This window comes from Amycolatopsis rifamycinica (genome assembly GCF_000695625.1).
Taxonomy (GTDB): domain Bacteria; phylum Actinomycetota; class Actinomycetes; order Mycobacteriales; family Pseudonocardiaceae; genus Amycolatopsis; species Amycolatopsis rifamycinica.
The window spans coordinates 117827-138865 of record NZ_JMQI01000030.1 but is presented as its reverse complement, the minus strand read 5'-3'; the positions used below and the strand labels follow the sequence as shown (position 1 = coordinate 138865).

General features: G+C 73.0%; 17 protein-coding genes. 4 read left to right on the top strand and 13 right to left on the bottom strand.

What is annotated here, in order from left to right; translation table 11 throughout:
* Positions 1 to 270 precede the first annotated feature (270 nt).
* Complete coding sequence (locus tag DV20_RS45550) at positions 271 to 444, top strand: hypothetical protein (protein WP_160169735.1); 174 nt, start codon at positions 271 to 273, stop codon at positions 442 to 444.
* A gap of 107 nt (positions 445 to 551) precedes the next feature.
* Here DV20_RS45550 and DV20_RS16925 read toward each other — a convergent pair whose 3' ends face one another.
* Both DV20_RS16925 and DV20_RS16920 read right to left on the bottom strand, forming a co-directional pair.
* On the bottom strand, positions 552 to 929 hold the full coding sequence (locus DV20_RS16925; protein WP_043781262.1) for a VOC family protein: 378 nt from the start codon (positions 927 to 929) through the stop codon (positions 552 to 554).
* 154 nt (positions 930 to 1083) lie between these two features.
* The gene (locus tag DV20_RS16920) at positions 1084 to 2460 is read right to left on the bottom strand and encodes a replication-associated recombination protein A (protein ID WP_043781259.1); all 1377 of its coding nucleotides are present in this window, start codon (positions 2458 to 2460) and stop codon (positions 1084 to 1086) included.
* A 142-nt stretch (positions 2461 to 2602) separates the two neighbouring features.
* Between DV20_RS16920 and DV20_RS16915 the strand changes: the two genes are divergently transcribed.
* Together DV20_RS16915 and DV20_RS16910 are read left to right on the top strand one after the other, a co-directional pair.
* Positions 2603 to 3298 (top strand): TetR/AcrR family transcriptional regulator, encoded by a 696-nt coding sequence (locus DV20_RS16915; protein WP_043781258.1) that lies wholly within the window; start codon positions 2603 to 2605, stop codon positions 3296 to 3298.
* Positions 3299 to 3329: 31 nt separating this feature from the next.
* Positions 3330 to 4535, top strand: a complete 1206-nt coding sequence (locus DV20_RS16910; RefSeq protein WP_043781254.1) for a cytochrome P450 — start codon at positions 3330 to 3332, stop codon at positions 4533 to 4535.
* A gap of 47 nt (positions 4536 to 4582) precedes the next feature.
* Here the strand turns inward: DV20_RS16910 and DV20_RS16905 are convergent, their stop codons facing one another.
* The 6 genes from DV20_RS16905 to DV20_RS16880 form a co-directional block, all read right to left on the bottom strand.
* The gene (locus DV20_RS16905) at positions 4583 to 5434 is read right to left on the bottom strand and encodes an SGNH/GDSL hydrolase family protein (protein WP_043781276.1); all 852 of its coding nucleotides are present in this window, start codon (positions 5432 to 5434) and stop codon (positions 4583 to 4585) included.
* Positions 5435 to 5878: 444 nt separating this feature from the next.
* A complete protein-coding gene (locus tag DV20_RS16900) occupies positions 5879 to 7060 on the bottom strand; it encodes a phosphotransferase (RefSeq protein ID WP_043781253.1) in 1182 nt (393 codons plus the stop codon).
* Positions 7061 to 7139: 79 nt separating this feature from the next.
* Positions 7140 to 8087 carry a DUF389 domain-containing protein gene (locus DV20_RS16895; RefSeq protein WP_043781250.1) on the bottom strand — a complete coding sequence of 316 codons (948 nt, stop codon included), beginning with the start codon at positions 8085 to 8087 and terminating at the stop codon, positions 7140 to 7142.
* A complete protein-coding gene (gene aspS / locus DV20_RS16890) occupies positions 8087 to 9862 on the bottom strand; it encodes an aspartate--tRNA ligase (RefSeq protein ID WP_043781249.1) in 1776 nt (591 codons plus the stop codon). The genes DV20_RS16895 and aspS overlap by 1 nt, the downstream gene beginning before the upstream one ends.
* 213 nt (positions 9863 to 10075) lie before the next feature.
* Positions 10076 to 10678: an organomercurial lyase gene (gene merB / locus DV20_RS16885; RefSeq protein WP_043781247.1), complete on the bottom strand. Its 603-nt coding sequence runs from the start codon at positions 10676 to 10678 to the stop codon at positions 10076 to 10078.
* A gap of 153 nt (positions 10679 to 10831) precedes the next feature.
* Positions 10832 to 12721 carry an intein-containing Rv2578c family radical SAM protein gene (locus DV20_RS16880; RefSeq protein ID WP_200876443.1) on the bottom strand — a complete coding sequence of 630 codons (1890 nt, stop codon included), beginning with the start codon at positions 12719 to 12721 and terminating at the stop codon, positions 10832 to 10834.
* A gap of 199 nt (positions 12722 to 12920) precedes the next feature.
* Between DV20_RS16880 and DV20_RS16875 the strand changes: the two genes are divergently transcribed.
* A complete protein-coding gene (locus tag DV20_RS16875) occupies positions 12921 to 13244 on the top strand; it encodes a hypothetical protein (protein WP_152603731.1) in 324 nt (107 codons plus the stop codon).
* A 3-nt stretch (positions 13245 to 13247) separates the two neighbouring features.
* On the opposite strand, the gene sthA is transcribed toward DV20_RS16875, so the two are convergent.
* From sthA to DV20_RS16850, 5 genes are all read right to left on the bottom strand, one after another.
* Positions 13248 to 14678: a Si-specific NAD(P)(+) transhydrogenase gene (sthA, locus tag DV20_RS16870; protein WP_235190861.1), complete on the bottom strand. Its 1431-nt coding sequence runs from the start codon at positions 14676 to 14678 to the stop codon at positions 13248 to 13250.
* A 443-nt stretch (positions 14679 to 15121) separates the two neighbouring features.
* A complete protein-coding gene (locus tag DV20_RS16865) occupies positions 15122 to 16429 on the bottom strand; it encodes a type I glutamate--ammonia ligase (RefSeq protein ID WP_043781275.1) in 1308 nt (435 codons plus the stop codon).
* On the bottom strand, positions 16426 to 18156 hold the full coding sequence (locus DV20_RS16860; RefSeq protein WP_043781239.1) for an IucA/IucC family protein: 1731 nt from the start codon (positions 18154 to 18156) through the stop codon (positions 16426 to 16428). Before DV20_RS16860 ends, DV20_RS16865 begins: the two co-directional genes overlap by 4 nt.
* Complete coding sequence (locus tag DV20_RS16855; protein WP_043781237.1) at positions 18153 to 19430, bottom strand: lysine N(6)-hydroxylase/L-ornithine N(5)-oxygenase family protein; 1278 nt, start codon at positions 19428 to 19430, stop codon at positions 18153 to 18155. The genes DV20_RS16860 and DV20_RS16855 overlap by 4 nt, the downstream gene beginning before the upstream one ends.
* Positions 19427 to 21004, bottom strand: coding sequence for a pyridoxal phosphate-dependent decarboxylase family protein (locus tag DV20_RS16850; RefSeq protein WP_043781234.1), 1578 nt, complete (start codon positions 21002 to 21004; stop codon positions 19427 to 19429). Before DV20_RS16850 ends, DV20_RS16855 begins: the two co-directional genes overlap by 4 nt.
* Between the last annotated feature and the right edge of the window lie 35 nt (positions 21005 to 21039).

The window sequence follows — 21039 nt, the reverse complement described above, 5'->3', positions numbered from 1 at the left end:
GGGCCGCCGGACGGCGGGCCCTCGGCGGCGGTGACGACCGTGCCGAGGAGCACCCAGTGCGCCTTCGGCGGCGGGGTGTGGAGGTGCCGGGCCACCTATGCCTGCCCCACGTCAGTGCCCGTGGCCGGGCGGGGTCGTGCGGGCCTGCCCGGGCGGCGTCGCCGGCGCGCGGCTGTTGCGGCGCTCGGTCGTCGGCGGGGCCGTCGTGGTCGTGACGGCGGCCGACGTCGCACCGTCGAGGGGTGGACCGGTTCGGCGACCGGATCACCGGTGCTCGGCGGCGCGGTGGGCTTCGCCGGGCCGGTCGGCCGCGCGGACGGCTCGCCCAGCGGCGGCGGCGTGCTCGTCGTGGGCACCTGCACCGGCACGAAGCCGGGCACCGGGACCAGCGCCGAGGTCGGGATCGGGGCGCCGACCACCGCGGCGACGAACACCGCGAGGTAGGGGCAGGGGGCCGCACCGTAAACACGGCACGACCTGCCGGAACCGCAGGGGTCAGGCGGTTGTTCACCGCCTTTTTCGCGGCGCCCGGAACACGAACTCGGGGTGGGTCAGTAGTCGCCGAGGAGGCAGAACGGATGGCCCGCCGGATCGGCGTAGACGCGCCAGCCCCGGCCGCCGAGGTCGGGGTCGAGCAGCCGGCCGCCGTGCGCCAGGACGACGTGGTGCGACTCCCGGAAGTCGTCGACCTCGAAGTCGAGGTGGAACTGCTGCGGGAAGGCGGGATCGGGCCACCGCGGCGGCCGGTGGCCCGGCACCCGCTGGAAGCCGAGGACCATGCCGCCCACGTGCAGGGTCGACCAGTCCTCGTCCACGCGCCACCGCGGGTCCGGCCGGTCGACGTCGCCGCCGAGCAGGGCCTGGTAGAAGCGGGCGAGCACGAGCGGCTCCGGACAGTCCAGGACGATGCACTGCAGCGTCGCGGGCACGGGCACGCCTCCTGCGGTCGCTGGGGCCCTCCCCGGTTCAGGGCCGCCTCGAAGGGGGAAGTTTACGAACCCCGATGATCTTGGCCACCCCGGCCCGCACTCGGCGCGCACGGCGTCCGCCACCGCGTGAAGCTCCCTTCACACACCGATCACGTCACTGCCCCCTGATCGTCCGGCGCAGCTTGGGGACGCGTTCCGCCAGCGGCCGCTCGGCGCCGCGCTGGGTGGGCTCGTAGTAGTCGCGGCCGACCAGCTCGTCCGGCGGGTACTGCTGCGCCAGCACCCCCTCCGGGACGTCGTGCGGGTACCGGTAGCCCTGCGCGTTGCCCAGCTTCTTCGCTCCCGCGTAATGCCCGTCGCGCAGGTGGGGCGGCACCGTGCCCGCCAGGCCCGCCCGGACGTCCGCCAGTGCCGCGTCGATGCCCTTGATCACCGCGTTGGACTTCGGCGCGGTCGCCAGGTGCACGGTCGCCTGGGCGAGCGCCAGCCTGCCCTCCGGCATGCCGATGAACTGGACCGCGTGCGCGGCCGCCACCGCCGACTGCAGCGCCGTCGGGTCGGCCATCCCGATGTCCTCGCTGGCGTGCACCACCAGCCGCCGCGCGAGGAACCGCGGGTCCTCCCCCGCCTCGATCATCCGGGCCAGGTAGTGCAGCGCGGCGTCCACATCGGACCCGCGGATCGACTTGATGAACGCGCTGATCACGTCGTAGTGCTGGTCGCCGTCGCGGTCGTAGCGCACGGCGGCTTTGTCTACTGTGGACTCGACGATGGCCAGGTCGATCGTCTTCGCCTCGGTGGCCGACGCCGCGTCGGCCGCCGCCTCCAGCGCGGTGAGCGCGCGGCGGGCGTCCCCGCCCGCGAGCCGGACGAGGTGGGCGCGCGCGTCCTCGGTCAGCGTCAGCTCGCCACCCAGGCCGCGTTCGTCGGCCAGCGCCCGCTCGATCAGCTGCGTGATGTCCGCGTCGGTGAGCGGGCGCAGCTGCAGCACCAGGGACCGCGACAGCAGCGGCGACACGACCGAGAAGGACGGGTTCTCGGTCGTCGCCGCGACCAGCAGCACCGTGCGGTCCTCGACCGCGCCGAGCAGCGCGTCCTGCTGGGTCTTCGAGAACCGGTGCACCTCGTCGATGAACAGCACGGTGTTTTCGGCGTTGTACTGGCGCCGCCGCCGCGCCTCTTCGATGACGCCGCGGACTTCCTTGACCCCCGCCGACAACGCGGACATCGCGACGAACCGGCGGCCGGTGGCGATCGAGACCAGGTTGGCCAGCGTCGTCTTGCCCGTGCCGGGCGGGCCGTAGAGCAGCACCGACGCCGGCGCGGCGCCCTCGACCAGCCGCCGCAGCGGGGCGCCTTCGCGCAGCAGGTGCTGCTGGCCGACGACCTCCTCGAGCGAGCGCGGCCGCATCCGCACGGCCAGCGGTGAACTGGCCGGGTCCGCCTGCGGTTCCGCGCCCGCGTTCGACGTCGTGCGCTCCGGGGGCGGCGCGATGTCGGCGTTGACGGTGAAGAGCTCGTCTTGTGCCACGGAGATGACGTTAACCGACCCCACCGACAGAACCGCTTGCCCCGGTCCCCGGATCGGCGCTACCGTCGGATTGACTGGTTGACCGAAAGTGCGATTCCAGTTAACCAGTCAAATGCTCAACGAAACCACAGGTGAACGACGCATGAGTCATCCCAACCGCGAGCGCGCCGACCGGATCCTGGACGCGGCGGGCGAGCTGCTGCTGCGCATGGGCTACCGCAAGGTGGCGATCGACGACGTCGCGCGCGCGGTCGGCATCGGCAAGGGCACCGTCTACCTGCACTGGCGCACCAAGGAGCTGCTGTTCCAGGCGCTGATGATGCGGGAGTCGGCCGATCTGACCGACGAGCTGCTGGCCCTGATCAAGGCCGACCCGGCGATGATCCTGCCCCACCGGATGATCCCGGGGTCGTTCCTGATCACCCACCGCCGCCCGCTGGTGATGGCGATGCTGCGCGGCAACGCGGACATGTTCGGCTCGCTGGGCGACTTGGCCCTGCGGAAACAGCAGGCCGAGATGGGCGCGCACTTCGAGGAAGTGATGCTGCGGCGGGGGCTCATCCGCGCGGACGTCCCGCACGTGACCTACGCGCTGCGGGCCGCGACCCTCGGCTTCTACTTCGGCGACACGGTTTCGGACGAGTTCGAGGGCATCCCCCTGGAAGAACGGGCGGAGGTCCTCGCGCACCTGATCCGCAGCGCGTTCGAGCCGCCGGGGGAGCCCGATCCCGCCGCGGTCGCGGAGGTCGCGGCGGAGCTGAGTTCGACGCTCGAGGAGCTCGTCTCGGGCTTCCGAAACGGGATCTACGCACACGATCCCGCCAAGGCCCCCGGCTGAGCCGGGGGCCACACCGGGGAAAGGGGCGGAAATGACCACGATGGCCGACACCTGGGGACTCCACGAGGCCCAGTTCTGGCTGCGGGGGAAACAACCGGAGAAGCCGATCGAGTTCGCGGCGGAGCTCGGGATGTGGAACGCCTACGGGCACCCGGAGATCGAAGCGATCCTCCGCGACCCGGCGACGTTCTCGTCCGACACCACGAGACTGGTGCCCGAGGAACTGATGCCGGATCCCGACTACGACCTGTCGGCGGGCAGCATCCTGCAGATGGACCCGCCGCTGCACCACAAGATGCGCAAGCTGGTCAGCCGCGCGTTCACGCCGAAGGTGGTGGCGGACCTCGAGCCGCGGATCGCGGCGATCACCCACGAGCTGCTCGACACGATCCCGGCCGGCGACCGGCTGGAGCTGGTGGCCGACCTGGCCTACCCGCTGCCGGTGATCGTGATCGCCGAGCTGCTGGGCGTCCCGGCGAGCGACCGGCACCTGTTCAAGGGCTGGGTGGACAAGATGTTCGAGTCCGCCGACCAGGTCTCGCTGGTGAAGAAGGACGAGAAGCAGGACGCGGCGATCATGGCGTCCCTGGAGGGCCAGAAAGCGCTTGCCGACTACCTCGGCGTGCACGTCGACGAGCGGCGGAAGCAGCCGCGCGAGGATCTGCTGACGAAGCTGGTCGAAGCCGAACTGGACGGCGAGCGGCTGTCTCGTCGGGAAGTCGTCAACTTCGCGAACATCCTGCTGCTGGCCGGCCACATCACCACCACCATGCTGCTCGGCAACGCGGTGCTGTGCCTGGACACGCACCGGGAGTGGGACGAGCGGGTGCGCGCCGACCGCTCGCTCGTGCCGCCGGCGATCGAGGAGTCGCTGCGGTACCTCACCCCGTTCGCGGCGGTGGCCCGCACGACGATGCGCGAAGGGGAGATCGGGGGCGTCACGGTCCCGGCGGACCAGATGCTGCTCTGCTGGGTGGCGGCGGCCAACCGGGACGAGCGGGTGTTCACCGACCCGCACACGTTCGACCCGCTGCGCGACCCGAACCCGCACCTGGCGTTCGGCCGCGGCATCCACTTCTGCATCGGCGCGCCGCTCGCGCGGCTGGAGGGCCGGGTGGCGCTGGACATCCTGTTCGACCGCTACCCGGTGCTGCGCACGATCCCGGGTGAGCCGCCGAAGTTCCAGGTCAACCCCAACATGACCGGGGTGCGGGAACTGGCGCTGGCCACGGTGTAGCCGGTCGCGCCCCGGGCAGGATCCCTCGCCCGGGACGCTCCGGGTGTTCAGCGGGCGCGGAACGAATTCCACATGATGACGGCGGCGTAGGGCAGGAACTCGCGGCCCCGGCGCCAGAGCCACGGAATACCCTTGAGCACGAGCCATCCCACGTGTCCGGCGGCACTCGGCTGGGCACCCCCGCCGCAGGCGAGGCTGACGGGTTCCGGCACGTCGAAGCCGGCTTCGGCGAGCAGCCCGGTGAAGCCGTCGGCGAGCATCCGGTGGCCCAGTTCGGAGGGGTGCAGCCGGTCGACGCTCCAGGACGCGAGGTCGTAGGCACCGGGCAGCCGCGCAAGATCGAGACAGGACACGCCTTCGCGCGCGACGACGTCGTCGATGGCGGCGTTGAGTTCGGCAACACGGGCGCTGAGGGCACGCTTCAGCGACGCCGGAAGCCGGAAGACCCTGCTGTGATCATGGAAGCGGACGGGCAGCACGACGGTCCCGGTGGCGCGCAGGCGCCGGATGACCTCGGCGAGATCGGCGGCGACGCGGGAGGCGTCGAAGTCCGGCCGCAGGGTGTCGTTCATCCCGGCGATGAGAAGGGCGACATCGGGCCGATGAGCAACGGCGGCGGGCACCTGCTTGGTGAGCACGCACCGCATCCGCGCCCCGGCGAAGGAGGGATTGAGGTAGCCGCCCCGGTCAACACCGAGCGCGGCGGCGACAAGGGGACCAACCCCACGCCACCCGCCCCGCCGAGGCAGCGGATCACCGAGCCCCACAGCGGTGGAGTCCCCGAGAACGGCCAGGCGCCGAGCCCGTTTGGGCGACACCACAGCGGCCAGCGGAGGATGCTCGGGACGGTCCGGAAGCGGGGTGACATCGACGCTCATCACGGTCACGCCCACGACCATCGGCCACGCAGGCTCACACCCGGTGAGGACGAGGTAACGCGCCTGCGACACCGCGCCTAATTCTTGACGCCCACCTCACAGAGGCCGGAAATGTCCTGTTCGGCGGGGGTCAGCGAGCTGCTGAGGGGTGCGGCACGTGGCTGGGACGCGCGGGGCACCGCTCAGGCCCCGCGACATCAAACTCCGCCGCTGGGCGCTCACCGCCGCCCCGACACGGCCCGCTCCAACACCGCCCGCCCCAGCACGGCCGCCCCTCCGGCCACACCCCCCTGCCGACCCGATACGCAGCCGCATCAGCGGCCGACAGGCCGTGTCAAGGCACGCTTTCCCGCCTTGACACGGTCTGGCGGCCGTTGAACAATCCGGCGTTCGGGCCGGCGGGAAGAACCCCGGCAGACTCAGCAGAACCCGGCAGACTCACCAGACCCCCAGCCCCCGCCGAACTCACCGAAAAGCGGGATAAAAAGCCAGATCAGCATGCGGCCCCAGCCGAGCCGCCAGCGCGGCGGCAACCCGAGCGGCGAACTCCGAAACAGCCACCATCCGCACATACCCGGCGTGCTTGGCCAAATCCCGCCACCAGGTCACGAACGCCGCCTCCCGGCTGACCGGCGCCGCGTGCCGGGACAGGTCCAGCGACTCCAGCTCCTCCCCCGTGATGAGCCAGACCCGCAACAGCTCGCTCGCCGTCAGGTGCGCCGCGAGCACCTCGTCGTCGGCGAAGGCCGGCCACACCCCGACCACCTCGGCCCGCCAGGCCGCGATCATCGCCTCGCTCATCCCCGCCGGCAGCGCGAGCGCGTCCGGCCAGCTGGCGAACGGCAGCCTCAGGTGCGCCGCGTCGACCAGGGCCGACCGGACGCAGCCGTTCTCGAAGTCGAGGAAGCGCACCCCCTGGCCCGTCACCAGGTTGTTGTCCGGGCTGAGCTCGACCGGGCTGAACGCCCGGAAGCCCGCCGCGCGGGACTGCTCGAGGGCCGCCGTCACCTGGGCGCGCACCTCGTCCGGCACCGGGATGCCCAGGCGCTTCTGAATCAGCGAGGGGACCCGCGAGCACAACGCGTCGACCCCGTCGGAGTCGCTCCCCGCCGGGCCGCCGAGGCGGCGCAGGAGCGCATTGAAGTCCGCTTCGCGGTCGGCGGTGCTCGCGTGCAGGCGGCCCAGGGACCGGGCCCAGGACAGCAGCGCCCGCTCGGCCGCGCGCGAGTCGCGGGCGTAGAGCTTGTCCTCCAGCGTCGGCGTGCGACCGAGGTCCTCCAGCACCAGCACGCGGTCGCGGCCGTCGTGGGCCACCAGTTCCGGGCAGATCCGCTCGTCCGGGGCCATCGCCGTGAACAACTGGTAGCTGACCGCCTCCTGGGCGAACGGGTCCGCGCCCGACTCCGGGCGGTCCGGGTAGTGCTTGATGACGAGCGTGCGCGGCAGCGCGAACGACGACACCACCCGCGCGCGGACCACCGTGGCCGGGCCGCTCCCCGCGAGGTCCTCGGGCGACACCAGGGTAATCGCGCTGCCGAACCGGCGTGAGAGAACGGACTCGCCCGCCGCGACCGCCGCGGCGACAGCGAGCTGCTCGGCTCCCGCCCCGACTTCTGCGTCGCCGGAGGAGGAGGTGTCGACTGTCATTGTCACCGACCCTACTCGTGACTGAGCAACCATGACTACTGACATCCGGACAAAAAGGGGCATCCCGTCCGGAGACGGGTCACCCGCGTGAAAGCGGACGCATTCCCACCGCTGAACGTTGCCCATTCCGGCGCACGATCAACACAATGGCCGCAGCTGCAACGATTCCGAGAAGGTTGACCAGCAGCTGTCCGACGGACTGAAGGCACCGGCTCCACTCCCCTGCCACGGCCGCGACGACCGCGTAGCCCGCGGCCGGCACCGTCGTCACGGAGATGAACACGCCCACCAACGCGGCCGACTTCGCCGACGTCATGGCGAGCATCCCGGCGGCGCCGGCGAGCATCGCCACGACCAGCGACGGCACCCCGACGGAGAAGACGAAGTCGACCTCGTGGTTCTTGTCCAGCCGGAACGCGTCCGCGCCGAAGACGTCGGTCGCGCGCACGAGCAGCGCGCCGCCCAGCGTCACCACCATCGCCAGCGGGAAGCCGACGCCCAGCGCGGCGCCGGCCCGGTGGACGAGGTCCCAGCGGCGCAGCACCAGGCCGACCGCCAGCGCGGCCAGCGGCCCGAACTCCGGGCCGACGACCATCGCGCCGACGATCGTCACCGCGGAGTTCGTCAGCACGCCGACGGCGGCGAGCAGGCACGCGATGGTGAGGAACGCCAGGAACGTCACGTTGAGCCGCGACTCCTCACCCGTGCGGCCGAGCAGCTCCTGCCAGACGACGGCGTCGGCCGCCTCGCCCGGCGCCTTCTCCTCGGCCTTGTCGGCGGCGTCGGACAGCGCGGTGTCGAGCGCTTCGAGGGTGATGCCGCCGGTGTGGTCGAGCTCGAGCGCGCACAGCGCCTCGATGATCTCGTCCGCCGCCTCGCGGGCGATGTCGGCCTCGACCAGGTCGCCCACGGGGTCCACGGCGGCACCGCGGTGCACGACGAGGTGCGCGGTGCCGGCGTGGGCCCGCAGGATGTCGAGCGCTTCGGCGGTCCTGTCCTGCGGGCACACGGCCCTGAGGTGCAGCACTAGTTCTGCGGGGCGGCGGCCGGCTTCGCGTCGATCCCGGCTTCCTTGCGCTGCTGCGCGGTGATCGGCGCCGGCGCCGCGGTCAGCGGGTCGTACCCGCCGCCGGTCTTCGGGAACGCGATCACGTCACGCAGCGAGTCGGCCTTGGCCAGCAGCATGACGATGCGGTCCCAGCCGAAGGCGATGCCGCCGTGCGGCGGGGGGCCGAAGGCGAAGGCGTCGAGCAGGAAGCCGAACTTCTCCTGCGCCTCCTCCTCGCCGAGGCCCATCAGGCTGAAGACGCGCTTCTGGACGTCGCCGCGGTGGATACGGATCGAGCCGCCGCCGATCTCGTTGCCGTTGCAGACGATGTCGTAGGCGTAGGCCAGCGCGTTGCCCGGGTCCTGCTCGAACTTGTCGATCCACTCCGGGGTCGGCGAGGTGAACGCGTGGTGCACGGCGGTCCACTTGCCGGAACCGACGGCCACGTCGTCGCCGATGTCCTCGACCGGCGCGAACAGCGGCGCGTCGACGACCCACACGAACGACCAGGCGTCCTCGTCGATCAGGCCGAGCCGCTTGCCGATCTCGTCGCGCGCGGCGCCGAGCAGCGGCTGCGTCGACGCGGCCTTGCCGGCGGCGAAGAAGATGCAGTCGCCCGGCTTGGCGCCCGCCGCGGCGGCGACGTTCTCGCGCTCGGTCTCGGACAGGTTCTTGGCGACCGGGCCGCCGAGGGTGCCGTCCTCGTTGACGAGGATGTACGCGAGGCCGCGGGCGCCGCGCTGCTTCGCCCACTCCTGCCACGCGTCGAGCTGGCGCCGCGGCTGGCTCGCGCCGCCCGCCATGACCACCGCGCCGACGTACGGGGCCTGGAACACGCGGAACGGCGTGTCGGCGAAGAACTCCGTCATGTCGGTGATCTCGAGGTCGAAGCGCAGGTCCGGCTTGTCCGAGCCGTACTTGGCCATCGCCTCGTGGTAGGTGATGCGCGGGATGGGCCGCGGGATCTCGTGCCCGATCAGCTTCCACAGCGCCGAGACGATGTCCTCGCCGAGCGCGATGACGTCGTCCTGCTCGACGAAGCTCATCTCGATGTCGAGCTGGGTGAACTCCGGCTGCCGGTCGGCGCGGAAGTCTTCGTCGCGGTAGCAGCGGGCGATCTGGTAGTACCGCTCCATGCCGCCGACCATCAGCAGCTGCTTGAACAGCTGCGGCGACTGCGGCAGCGCGTACCAGGAGCCGGGCTTGAGCCGGGCCGGGACCAGGAAGTCGCGCGCGCCTTCGGGCGTCGAGCGGGTCATCGTCGGGGTCTCGATCTCGACGAAGTCCTGGGCGTGCAGCACCTCGCGCGCGGCGCGGCTGACCTCGCTGCGCAGCCGCATGGCCGCGGCCGGGCCGCTGCGGCGCAGGTCGAGGTAGCGGTGCTTGAGCCGGATCTCTTCGCCGACGTCGACGCGGTCGTCGATCGGGAACGGCAGCGGCGCGGACTCGGAGAGGACCTCGAGCTCGGTCGCCAGCACCTCGATCTCGCCGGTGGGGATCTCGGCGTTGGCGTTGCCTTCGGGGCGCTTCGCGACTTCGCCGACGATCTTAACGCAGAACTCGGAGCGCAGCGCGTGCGCGCGCTCGGCCATCTCGCCCTCGCGGAAGACGACCTGGGCGACGCCGCTGGCGTCACGGAGGTCGATGAAGATGACGCCGCCGTGATCGCGCCGCCGGGCCACCCATCCGGTGAGGGTGACGGTCTGTCCGGCCTGTCCGGCACGCAGGGTGCCGGCTTGATGGGTGCGGAGCACTGCGACTGCTCTCCTTCGACATGGATGGTTCTCGCCGCCGAGAAGGCTAACGAACCACCCAGCCTACGACGTCGGCAGGCTCGCCCCGCGCGGCGGCCCCCACGGCACTTTCACGTGAAAGTGCCCACCCCGGCCCGAGCGAAGGAGGACACTTTCATGGGAAAGTGCCCACCCAGCCCGACCGAAGTCACGGGAAAGTGCCCTCTCGGGGGGTCAGAGGACGTATTTGGGGCGGGTTTCCAGGGCCGCGACCAGGCGGTGGGCCTGGGCGAGGTAGGCCGCCACCTGGTAGATGCGGCCGCCCGGGTGGGCCACCAGCCAGCTCGCCGCCGCGCTGGCGGAGGCGAAGAACGGCTGGCCCGCGCAGGCCACCGCGTCCACCCCCTCGAGCCCGAAACCCAGGTCGACCGCCGCGACCACCGCCGAGGGCGGGTCGGCCAGCAGGATCGCGTGGGACGTCAGTTCGATGTGGATGCGCGTTCCGGTGACCGGGCAGATCGCCGCCGCGTGGACGCGCTCGCCGGTGGCGATGGCCAGGAGGAACATGTCGACCGTGCCGTCCGGGCCGGCGCCGAGGGTGCCCTCGGCCGGTTCGAGGCGGTGGTGGGCGCCGCGCGGGGCCGGGCCGGTCGACACGAGGTCGCGGTGGAGGGTGAACCCGATCAGCTCGACCAGCCGCCGGGCTTCGGCCGGGGCGACGCCGACGGTCGCGGCGAGCCGGTCGACGCCCACCGGGTGCCGTCCGGCCCGGGTCAGCTTCAGCGCGGCCCAGGCGAGCCGGGCGGCCGCGACACGGTCGGTCTGCGAGCTCGTCACCGTCCGGCTCCTTTCGGCATCCCTTCGACGTTAGGCGCCGGTGACGCGGGACGACAACGACACGATCGGACATTTTGCCGGAAACCGAAGGCGCCGGGCGCCGAACGCCCCCGATCGGCCCAGCAACTCACCCGGTCGGTCCGCGAAGGCCCCTTAGAGCAGCCGCAGCTGCTCCGCCGGCGCGGCCGCGGCCGCCGGCAGCTCGGGCGCACGCGGGTCGAACCCGTCCTTGCGGTCCAGGCCGTGCCGCCGCAGCAGCGGCCCGACCCGCTCCGCGAGCCCCTCCCGGTAGGCCTTCCGGACGTAGCTTCCCCGCGCGTACAGCTCCCGGTACCGCGGGACCAGCTCCGGGTGCGTCCCCGCCAGCCAGCGGCCGAACCACTCGCGCGCGCCGGGGCGCAGGTGCAGCGCGAACGCCGTGACGCTCGTCGCGCCGACGTCGGCGAGGCGGGCGAAGAGCGCGTCCAGCGCCTCCTCGGAGTCGGTCAGCCACGGCAGCACCGGCGCCACCAGCACCGAGCACGGCAGGCCGGCCTCGCGGGCCTTGCGGACCAGCTCGAGCCGCGCCCGCGGGCTCGGCGTGCCCGGCTCCAGGCGGTGCTGCAGCTCTTCGTCGAGCAGCGCGATGGACACGGCGAGCCCGACCGGCACGTCGCGGGCGACGTCACGCAGCAGCGGCAGGTCGCGGGCCAGCACCGTGCCCTTGGTGAGCACCGACAGCGGCGTGCCGGAGCGCGCCAGCGCCGTGATGATGCCCGGCATCAGCCGGTAGCGGCCCTCGGCGCGCTGGTAGGGGTCGGTGTTGGTGCCCATCGCGACGTGCTCGCGCCGCCAGGAGGGCTTCTTCAGCTGCGCGGCGAGCACCTGCGGGGCGTTGATCTTGACGACCACCTGGGTGTCGAAGTCGCGGCCGGCGTCGAAGTCGAGGTAGGTGTGGGTGTTCCGGGCGAAGCAGTTGTGGGACACCATGCCGTCGGCGATGAAGTCGCCGGTGCCGGTGGTGATGTCGAACAGCGGCAGCTGCAGGCCCAGCGCCTCGATCGCCTCCACGCGGCGGCGGCTCGCGCCGATCGCGGCGCCCTCCAGGGACCGTTTCCACGTCACGGCGGGGTTGCTCACGTGGAAGAACCGCAGGGCCTCGCCGACGCCGCCGAGCACCCGGATCTCCTGGCGCGTCGGGAACTTCGGCACCTCGTCCAGCTGGTGGGCGAAGCCGAAGCGGGCGAGCGCGGCGGCGAAGGCGTCGGCGATCTCGGGCTCGTCGTGCGCCACCGCGAGGACGCCGCGGCCGTAGTCGCCCGCGAGGTCGAAGACGCCGGCGAGGAACCCGCGCTGCCAGTGCGCGTCCGGGTCCGGCGGCACCTTGAGGAAGCCGACCGACGCCCCGAAGTCCGGCAGGTACTGCAGCGCCCGCGCGGCGGCGTCGGGCTCGGCGGCGAACCCGCCGGAGCGCAGCATCCCGCACAGGTAGCCGGCCCGGTAGCCGAGCGTCTCGTCCGGTGTCGGCGCGAACCGGCCGACGCCGATCAGCTCGGTACCGGGCTCCAGGTGCGGCCGCTGCGCGGCGCCGAACTTGCTGCCGGTGACGTGCTTCCAGCCCTTGCTGGTCAGGAACCGGTGATCGCCGCCGGCGACGAGCCGGGTGCCGTCCTCGAGCGTCACCCGGTAGGCGGCGCGCAACGTGGTCCAGTGCGCTTCGACCCGGGTCGGCACCAGCCGCCGGGAGGCGCCGTGGCCGCGGGTGCCGTAGATCTCGTCGCCGACCTTCAGGTCGGACAGGGCCTTCGTCCGGCCGTCGGCCATCAGGATCCGGGTGCCGCCTTCGAGGCAGTAGGTGCAGGCGTGCGAGCAGCCGCGGTAGGGGTTGACCGTCCAGCCGAAGGGCACACCGGAGCCGTCGGGCACCTTGTTCAGCACCGATCGCGCGTGCACCTCGTGAAAGGTGACGCCGTCGAATTCCGGTGACCGCACCGATCGCACCAGGCCCTCGAGCCCGGGCAGTGCCGGTTCACCCTCCGCTGTCCGCTGTCGATCCCATCGCACGGCGCCAGTCGAACATATGTTCTAGACGAGTGTCAAACCGGTTCGGGGCAAGCGGATCGCGTGGTGCCGGTGGTGTTCCTGGGACGGATGAGACGGCGCTGAGCCGATCGGGTGGCGTCCCGGCCCGCCCCTCAACCGGCCATCCCCGGCCGGCGTGGCCGGAGTGCACCCGACCGGCACCACCGAAAGGCAGGAACCGATGACTTCTCGCACCGCGAAGATCATGTTGGCCGCGACGCTGACGGCCGCGGGGGTGTCCGTCGCCCTGGCGTCACCCGCGGCCGCCGCGCCCGCTTACTGCACCGCCTCCCAGTCCGGCAACGGGGCGACGGCCTACTGCTACGCGTCCGCTTCCGGTACGCAGTTCCGGGCCGTGGCCTATTGCCGGTACCTGACGCCCAGCGGCAGCTTCGACTACTCCAACTTCTACGGCTCCTGGCAGGTACAGGGCGATCCCTACCACTCCTACGCGGCCTGCGGCGGCGGGTGGAGTTTCCTCAGCCCCAACGCCCAGGTGCGGTGAGACTCAGGAAGAAAACCGCTCCAACGCCCGGATCTTGTTGGTCGCGTCCAGGGCCGCCACCTTGTACGCCTCCGAAAGCGTCGGGTAGTTGAACACCGCGTCGACGAGGTAGTCGACCGTGCCGCCGCAGCCCATCACCGCCTGTCCGATGTGGACCAGGTCCGTCGCGCCCGTGCCGAACACGTGGACCCCCAGCAGCTTCCGGTCCGTGGTGGACACCAGCAGCTTCAGCATGCCGTAGCTGTCACCCGTGATCTGGCCGCGCGCCAGCTCGCGGTAACGCGCGATGCCGACCTCGTACGGCACCGACGACGACGTCAGCTGGGCCTCGGTCGCGCCGACGTAGGAGATCTCCGGGATCGTGTAGATGCCGATCGGCTGGAGCGCGCCGAGCTCGTGCGCCGGCTCGCCGAAGGCGTGGTACGCCGCGAGCCTGCCCTGGTCCATCGACGTCGCCGCCAGGGCCGGGAAGCCGATCACGTCGCCGACCGCGTAGATGTGCGGCACCGCCGTGCGGTAGTTCTCGTCGACCACCAGCCGGCCGCGTTCGTCCGCGGTCAGGCCCGCCGCCTCCAGGTTGAGCTCGCCGGTCATGCCCTGGCGGCCGGCGGAGTACATGACGCCGTCGGCCGGGATGCGCTTGCCGCTGACCAGGGTGGTGATGGTCGCGTGGTCGGACACCGCCACGTCCGCGACCTTCTCGCCGAAGCGGAAGGTGACGCCGAGGTCGCGCAGCTGGAACTTGAGCGACTCGACGATCTCCGGGTCGCAGAAGTCGAGCATGTGCTCCCGCTGCTCGACCACGGTGACCCGCGAGCCGAGGGCGGCGAACATGGACGCGTACTCGATGCCGATCACCCCGGCACCCACCACGACCAGCGACGACGGGATCTGCTCGAGCCGCAGGATCTCGTCGGAGTCCAGCACGCGGGCGGCGTCGAAGTCGACCTGCTTCGGCCGCGCGGGCCGGGTGCCGGTGGCGATCACGACGTGGTCGCCCGACAGGGTCCGCCGGTCACCGCGGTGACGGCCCTCGACCAGCACCGTGTGCGGGTCGGTGAAGGAGCCGAGGCCGTCGACCAGGTCGATGTGGTTGCGCATCAGCTGCGCGCGCACGACCTGGACCTCCCGCCCGACGACGTGCTGCGTGCGCGCGAGCAGGTCGGCGATGGTGATGTCCTGCTTGACGCGGTAGCTCGCGCCGTAGAGCTCACGCTGGTTCATCCCCGTCAGGTAGAGGACGGCTTCGCGCAGCGTCTTGGACGGGATCGTGCCGGTGTTGACGCACACCCCGCCGACCATGTCGTGCCGGTCGACGACCGCCACCCGTTTGCCGAGTTTCGCCGCGGCGATCGCGGCCTTCTGCCCGCCGGGGCCCGAACCGATGACGATGAGGTCGTACTCGTGCTCGCTCACGAGGTCGAGCCTGCGCACCCGGCGCTCCCGGCGCAACCCCTCACGCGGTCCCAGTCGGCGGTGCCGTCCCAGGAGCGGTCGTAGCTCGCCCGGCCGCGGCCGCGGAGGTTCGGGCCGATCAGCGGCCGCCCGCCGTGGTGTCCGGCATCGAGCGGTAGTGGTCCACGACGAAGCCGGCGAGCTCGGTCGCGGCGTCCTCCGGCGCCGGGGCGGACCGGCCGGCTCGGCGGGGCGGCCGGCCGCGCCACGCCCGCGACGGGCGGCGGGAAGGGCCACCAGTCCTGGTCGCCCGCGACGGCCAGGTAGGCCGGGACCAGGGCGACGACGGCGGCGATGGCCCGATCCCGGTGAACAAGCCTTCTTTCGGCAACGCGGCTCCAGCGGTCCGTCGGTGCGGTACGCCCGCCGGAGTCGCCCTCGTGAAAGCCGTCGTCACGGCCGCCGCGGTGGGCAGATCACCCTCACGAGCGGAGGGTGCCGCGGCGGCGCTGCCAGTCGGTCACCGCGTCCAGCCCGGCCTCGATCTCCTCGGTCAGCAGCGCCGCCAGCTGCGCCGCGACGTCCGGGCCGAGCAGCTCCCCCACCCGGTCCAGCAGCGGCAGCGCCTCCCACGGCGACGCGGCCAGCGAACCGACCGCGACCCCCGCCTCCGGCGGAGCCAGCCCCTCCTCCAGCCCGAACCGCCCGGCCGCCAGCAACGCGGCGACCACCAGGTGCGGCTGGGCGTCGGCACCGGCGAAGCGGAACTCCAGGCGGCGGCTCGACGGCGGGCCGGCCACGCGCACGGACGCGGTCCGGTCGTCGTGGCCCCAGCGGACCTCGCGCGGGGAGAACGGCGCCGTCCGCAGCCGGACGTAGCTGTTCCACGTCGGCGCCCACACCGCCGTCAACGCGCGCGCGTCACGCAGCACGCCCGCCAGGAACCCGCCCAGCAGATCCGGCTCCGAGCCATCCACAGTGGACAGGGACAGGTGCACGTGCCCGGAATTGCCCTGCCCCGGCTCGGGGGCCGCCAGGTAGTCGGCGGTGACGCCGTGGCGCGCGGCGGCCCGGCGCACGACCAGCTGCTGGAGCAGGACGTCGTCGCAGGCGGCCAGTGCGTCGCGGTGACGCAGCACGATCTCGTACTGGCCCGGGTGGCACTCCGCCCGCGCGGACTCGACGCCGAGGCCGGCGTCGGCCAGGCCGGTCCGCAGGTCCCGCAGCAGCGGTGCCAGGCGTTCGGTGCCGCCGAGGGCGTAGTCGGCACCGTGGGCGGTGAGCGGCGCGCCGCTCGCGTCACGGAAGACGACCTCGTGCTCGATCCCCACCGAAGGCACCAGCCCCATGCCCTCCAGCGCCGCGAGCTGCCCGCGCAGCACCTCCCGCGGCGCCAGCTCCGCGGCGGCCCCGGACGGCCATGCGGCGTCGCCCACCACCGCCCACGTCCGGTCACCCAGCGGGATCGCCGAAGCCGCGTCCGGCCGCACCCGCAGGTCGCCGAAGCCTTCGAGGTACCCGCCCAGCACGCCGGACGCCGGCAGCGGATCCCGCGACGGCGTCCACGCGAAGACGTAGCTGCAGACGCCGTAGCCGTCTTCGAGCACCGAAGCGGCGAACGGCGCGGCGAGCTCCACCGCGGCGAACCGCGCGTGCGGGTCGGGGACCAGCAGGAGCAGCCGGGCGTCGTCCTCGGCGAGCACGCCGCGCAGCACCGCCTCCCCCGCCGCGGCCGCCGCCCGCCGCGCGGCCAGTGACCGCGGGCCGGCCGGCCGGGTGAAGGCCGTCACCACGCGCCGTCCGGGTCCGGGGCGTGCAGCGGGTTCGGCACCCGGCCCCAGCGGACGTCGAACTCGTCGTCGCGCTCCACCTTGTCGAAGCCCTGCCCGGCGAAGTGCTCCCGGTTGAGCGTCACGCGCTCGACGTCCGGGGCGAACAGCCGGCACGCGTCGAAGCGCGCGGCCACGTCCGGGTTCTCGTCGCGGTAGCGGCCCACGACCGCCCGCACGAGGGCCCAGAACCGGGCGCGGGACAGGCCGGTCTCGTCGAGCAGGACCTCGGCCCAGAACCGGAACTGGCCGGAGAACACCGAGCTGAACAGCGACTGGGCCAGCAGGTGCGCCGGCCAGCGCAGCATGTCCGCCGCGGCCTCGGGCGGGAGGCTCTCGTAGCTCTCGACCTGTTCGTCGAGCAGGTCGACGCCCTGGGCGAAGTCCTTGATCAGCACCCGCCGCGGGAGCCCCTCGGCGTCCACGACGAGGACCAGGTTCTGGCCGTGCGGGCAGAACCCGACGCCGTGGCGCAGCAGCCACTGCAGCAACGGCGTGAGCAGCAGGTCGAACAGCCGGGCCAGCCACGTTTCCGGGTCGTGGCCGCCGATCAGGTGGGTCAGCACCGAGCCGCCGTCGGGACCCCGGTAGGGCAGGGCGGCGAACGAAATCGCGCGCTCGCCCTCCGCGAGCGGGATGGGTTCGCGCCACAGCGCGCCCAGGGTCTCGTGGAACCGGTACGGCAGCTCCTCGAGGTGCCCGAACAGCGGGTGCTTCACCGACACGCTCGCGACTTCGCCGAGCAGCCCGAACCGGTACCGCTCCGTCAGCAGCGGGTCGGCCGCGCCGACCCGGCGGAGCCACGTCGTCACCGACGGCCCGGCGAGCGTGGCCGCGGAGTTGAGCCCGCGGTAGACGAGCGTGTTGCGCACCGACACGGCGGTCTTGACGTCGTGGCGGCCGGGGGTGCTCACGTTCGCGAGGGTCCGGACCGTCTGGTGCGGCCGGTAGGCGTCGGTGCTCTCCCCGAGGTCGATCACGACGCCGGTGGCGAGTTCGGCGGCGTAGAGCGTGCCGAGGACTTCGTCGGCCTGCCACGGGTGCACGGGCACCCAGACGTAGTCGTCCGGCGCCTTGGCGGCGAACTCCTCGCGCAGCTCGCCGAGTTCGGCGGCCAGGAGCGCGTCGCGGCTCAGTTCGCCGACGCAGCGGAACTCGGCGTGGTCCGGGTGCACGGCGAACCAGCGGAGCCGGATGTCCGCGCCCGCCTCGGGCGCGTACCGGGCCCGGTCGCGGGCGGAGAACCCGACGCGGCCCTTGTTGAGCACGAGCCGCGGGTGGCCGGTGAGGTGCCCGTCCGCGAGGTTGTAGTCCATCGTGGACAGTTCGGCCGCGGTCGGCGCGCGGCGCAGGCGGGCGGCCTCGTTCGCGACCGTCGAAGTCAGCTCGGCGAGCACGTCGGCCAGCCGCAGCCCGCTCAGGCCCAGCACTTCGCGGGCGTCCACGACGAGCGTCCGCGGGTCGGTGACCGGTTCGCCGTTCCGGTGCGCGCTGCCGGGTTCGACCGTCCAGGCGGCGAACGCGCCCCGCCGGGCCCGGAAGGTGTAGCCGGCGCCGGGCAGCTCCAGCCGGTACGCGTCGCCGTCGGCGACCGGCTCGAGCATGTGCTCGTAGGACAGCTCGCCGAGCATCTTGTGCGTGATCAGGGCGCCGGCCGCGCGCCAGGCGGCCGCCTCATCCAGGGTCACTTGTCCTCCAGGCCGAACGTGGTGAAGGCGGTGCGGTCGGGCAGCTCGTGCACGGTCTTGCCGCACACGGCGTTGAGGATCACGGCCGCCCGCCACGCGCCGAGCCCGAGGTCGGGGGCGCCGGGTCCGTGGGTGTGCCGTTCGGCGTTCTGCACGAACAGCGACCCCGGCACGTCGAGCGCGACGCGGTAGTCCGCGCCGACCTCGAGGCGGCCCTTCCGGTCGCGGCGGACGGCGTCGCCGAGCCCGGCCAGCAGCGGCCCGGCCGGCGCCTCGGCGTACCCGGTGGCCGCGACGACGGCGGCGGTGCGCACGGTGGCGTCGCGGCCCTGCTGCGCGTGCCGGACACCGAGCTCGATCTCGCCGTCCGCCGTGGACGCCGAAACGACCTCGACGCCCGGGGTCAGCACCGCGCCGGGCGGGCCGGTGATGCTGCGGCGGTAGAGCTCGTCGTGGATCGCGCCGATCGTCTCGGCGTCGATGCCCTTGTAGAGCTGCCACTGCGTCGGCAGCAGCCGGTCGCGGACGGCTTCGGGCAGGCCGTGGAAGTACGCGGTGTAGTCCGGGGTGAACTGCTCGAGCCCGAGTTTCGAGTACTCCATCGGCGCGAACGCGGGCGTCCGGGCCAGCCAGCGCAGTCCGTCCACCGTGGAGCGCGAGCGCAGCAGGTCGAGGACGACTTCGGCGCCCGACTGCCCGGACCCGACCACGGTGACGCTGCCGGCGGCGAGCAGTTCGTCCCGGCGCGTCAGGTAGTCGGCCGAATGCAGCGCCAGGACGCCGGGATCGGCGACGAGGCCCCGCAGGGGTTCCGGCACCGACGGCACGGAGCCGACGCCGAGCACGACGTGGTCCGCGAGCACCGGTTCCGCCCCGGCGATGGTGAGCTCGAAGGCGTCGCCCGCCCAGCGGAGGCCCGTCACCTCGTGCCCGAACCGGCAGGAGGGCAGCCGCGCGGCGGCCCAGCGGCCGTAGTCGTCGTATTCGGCGCGCAGCGGGTGGAAGCGCTCGGCGAAGTAGAACGGCAGCAGCCGGCCGCGGTCGCGCAGGTAGTTGAGGAAGGAGAACGGGTTCGTCGGGTCGACGAGCGTCACCAGGTCGGCCAGGAACGGCACCTGCAGCGTCGCGCCCTCGACGAGCAGGCCGGGGTGCCAGCGGAACTCCGGGCGGGCGTCGAAGAAGACGGCGTCGAGGCCGTCGACGCCGTCGGCCAGCGCCGCGAGCGAGAGGTTGAACGGCCCGATCCCGACGCCGGCGAGGTGGTGGCGCCTCACGAAGCGACCGGGCTTTCCCGGCCGGCGACGAGCTCGGCGCCTGCCGTGGCGACGATGCGGTCGAGCAGCGGGACGTAGTCGACGGCGGTGGCGTGCGGGTGCAGCAGCGTCAGCTTGAGCCACAGCTGGTTCGCGCCGCCGGGCCCGGTCGGCAGCGCGGCCCGCCCGATCACGGCGGAGCCCGCTTCGAGCAGGGCCCGGCGGACGCGCGCGACGAGCTCGTCACCGCCCGTCTCGTCGGCGGCGACCGGCCGCAGGACCACTGTGGAGAGTTCGGGCGGGCCCCAGAGCCGCAGGCCGGGGTGGGCCTCGACGTGCCGGGCGACCTCGGCGGCGGTGGCGCAGCAGCGTTCGACGAGCGCGCCGAGGCCGTCGGTACCGAGCGCGTGCAGGGTGACGGCCATCCGGAAGGCGTCCGGCCGCCGCGACGTCCGGATCGAGCGGCCGAGCAGGTCCGGCAGGCCGGCTTCGGTGTCGTCGTCGGCGTTGAGGTACTCGGCGCGGACGGTGAGCGCGCCGAGATCGGCGGCCTCCCGGGCGGCGAAGAGCCCGGCGGCGACCGGCTGCCAGCCGAACTTGTGCAGGTCGAGCGCGACGGAGTCGGCGAGCTCGAGCCCGGCGAGCTTGCCCTTCAGGGTGTCGCTGCACAGCGCCATGCCGCCGTAGGCCGCGTCGACGTGCAGCCGCGCCCGCTTCCGGCGGCAGACGCCGGCGATTTCGGGCAGCGGGTCGAGGGTGCCGGTGTTGGTGGTCCCGGCGGTGGCGACGACGACGCAGCCGGGGGTGAGGATCTTGTCGAGCGCGTCGGGGAGCAGCCGGTCGCCCTCGCAGGGGACGACGATCGGGGCGGGCAGGCCGAGCAGCCAGGCGGCGCGGGCGACGCTGTGGTGGGCGTTGGCCCCGCAGACGGGCTGGACGATGCCGTTTTCGCGGGCCAGGAGGAGGCCGAGGAGGTTGGATTCGGTGCCACCGGTGGTCACGACGGCGTCGGGATTCTCTGCCTCGGGGTAGCACAACCGGGCGATCCCGGCGGTGAATTCGCGCTCGAGTTCACTGGCGACGGGAGCCTGGTCCCAGGAGTCCATGGAGGGGTTGAGCGCACTCGCGACGACGTCGGCGGCCACGGAGACCGCGAGGGGCGGGCAGTGCAGATGGGCGGCACAGGCGGGATCGGCGGGGTCCGCGGACCCGGCGGCGAGAAGGCGGCTGAGCTCTTCGAGCGCGGCTTCGGCGCCGACGCCCCGGCGGGGCAGCCAACCGCGACCGGCCGGGGCGGCCCGGTGAGGCCCGGAATTCGCGTGCCCCGGCGTGCCACGCTCGACGGAAGCCGCGCCGGCCGGCTGCCTCCCGGGCTCGCCGAGAGCTGCGTCGGCGGGCTCGGTGACCCGCGGCGTCGCCTGGTCCGGCTCGCCACGCTCCGCCACCAGCGCCGCCGCCACCGCGGCCGGGCCGCCGGCCGGGACCGGGCCGCCGCGCTCGGCCACGCCGGCCGCCATTCCGCGCAGGGCCAGGGGAATCAGCTCGCCGAGCCGGTCCGCGCCGCCGTCGCCTCCGGCCAGCCCGTCTGCCCGCATGTGCCCGCCTTCCTTAGGATTGCCTTGCCTACGCT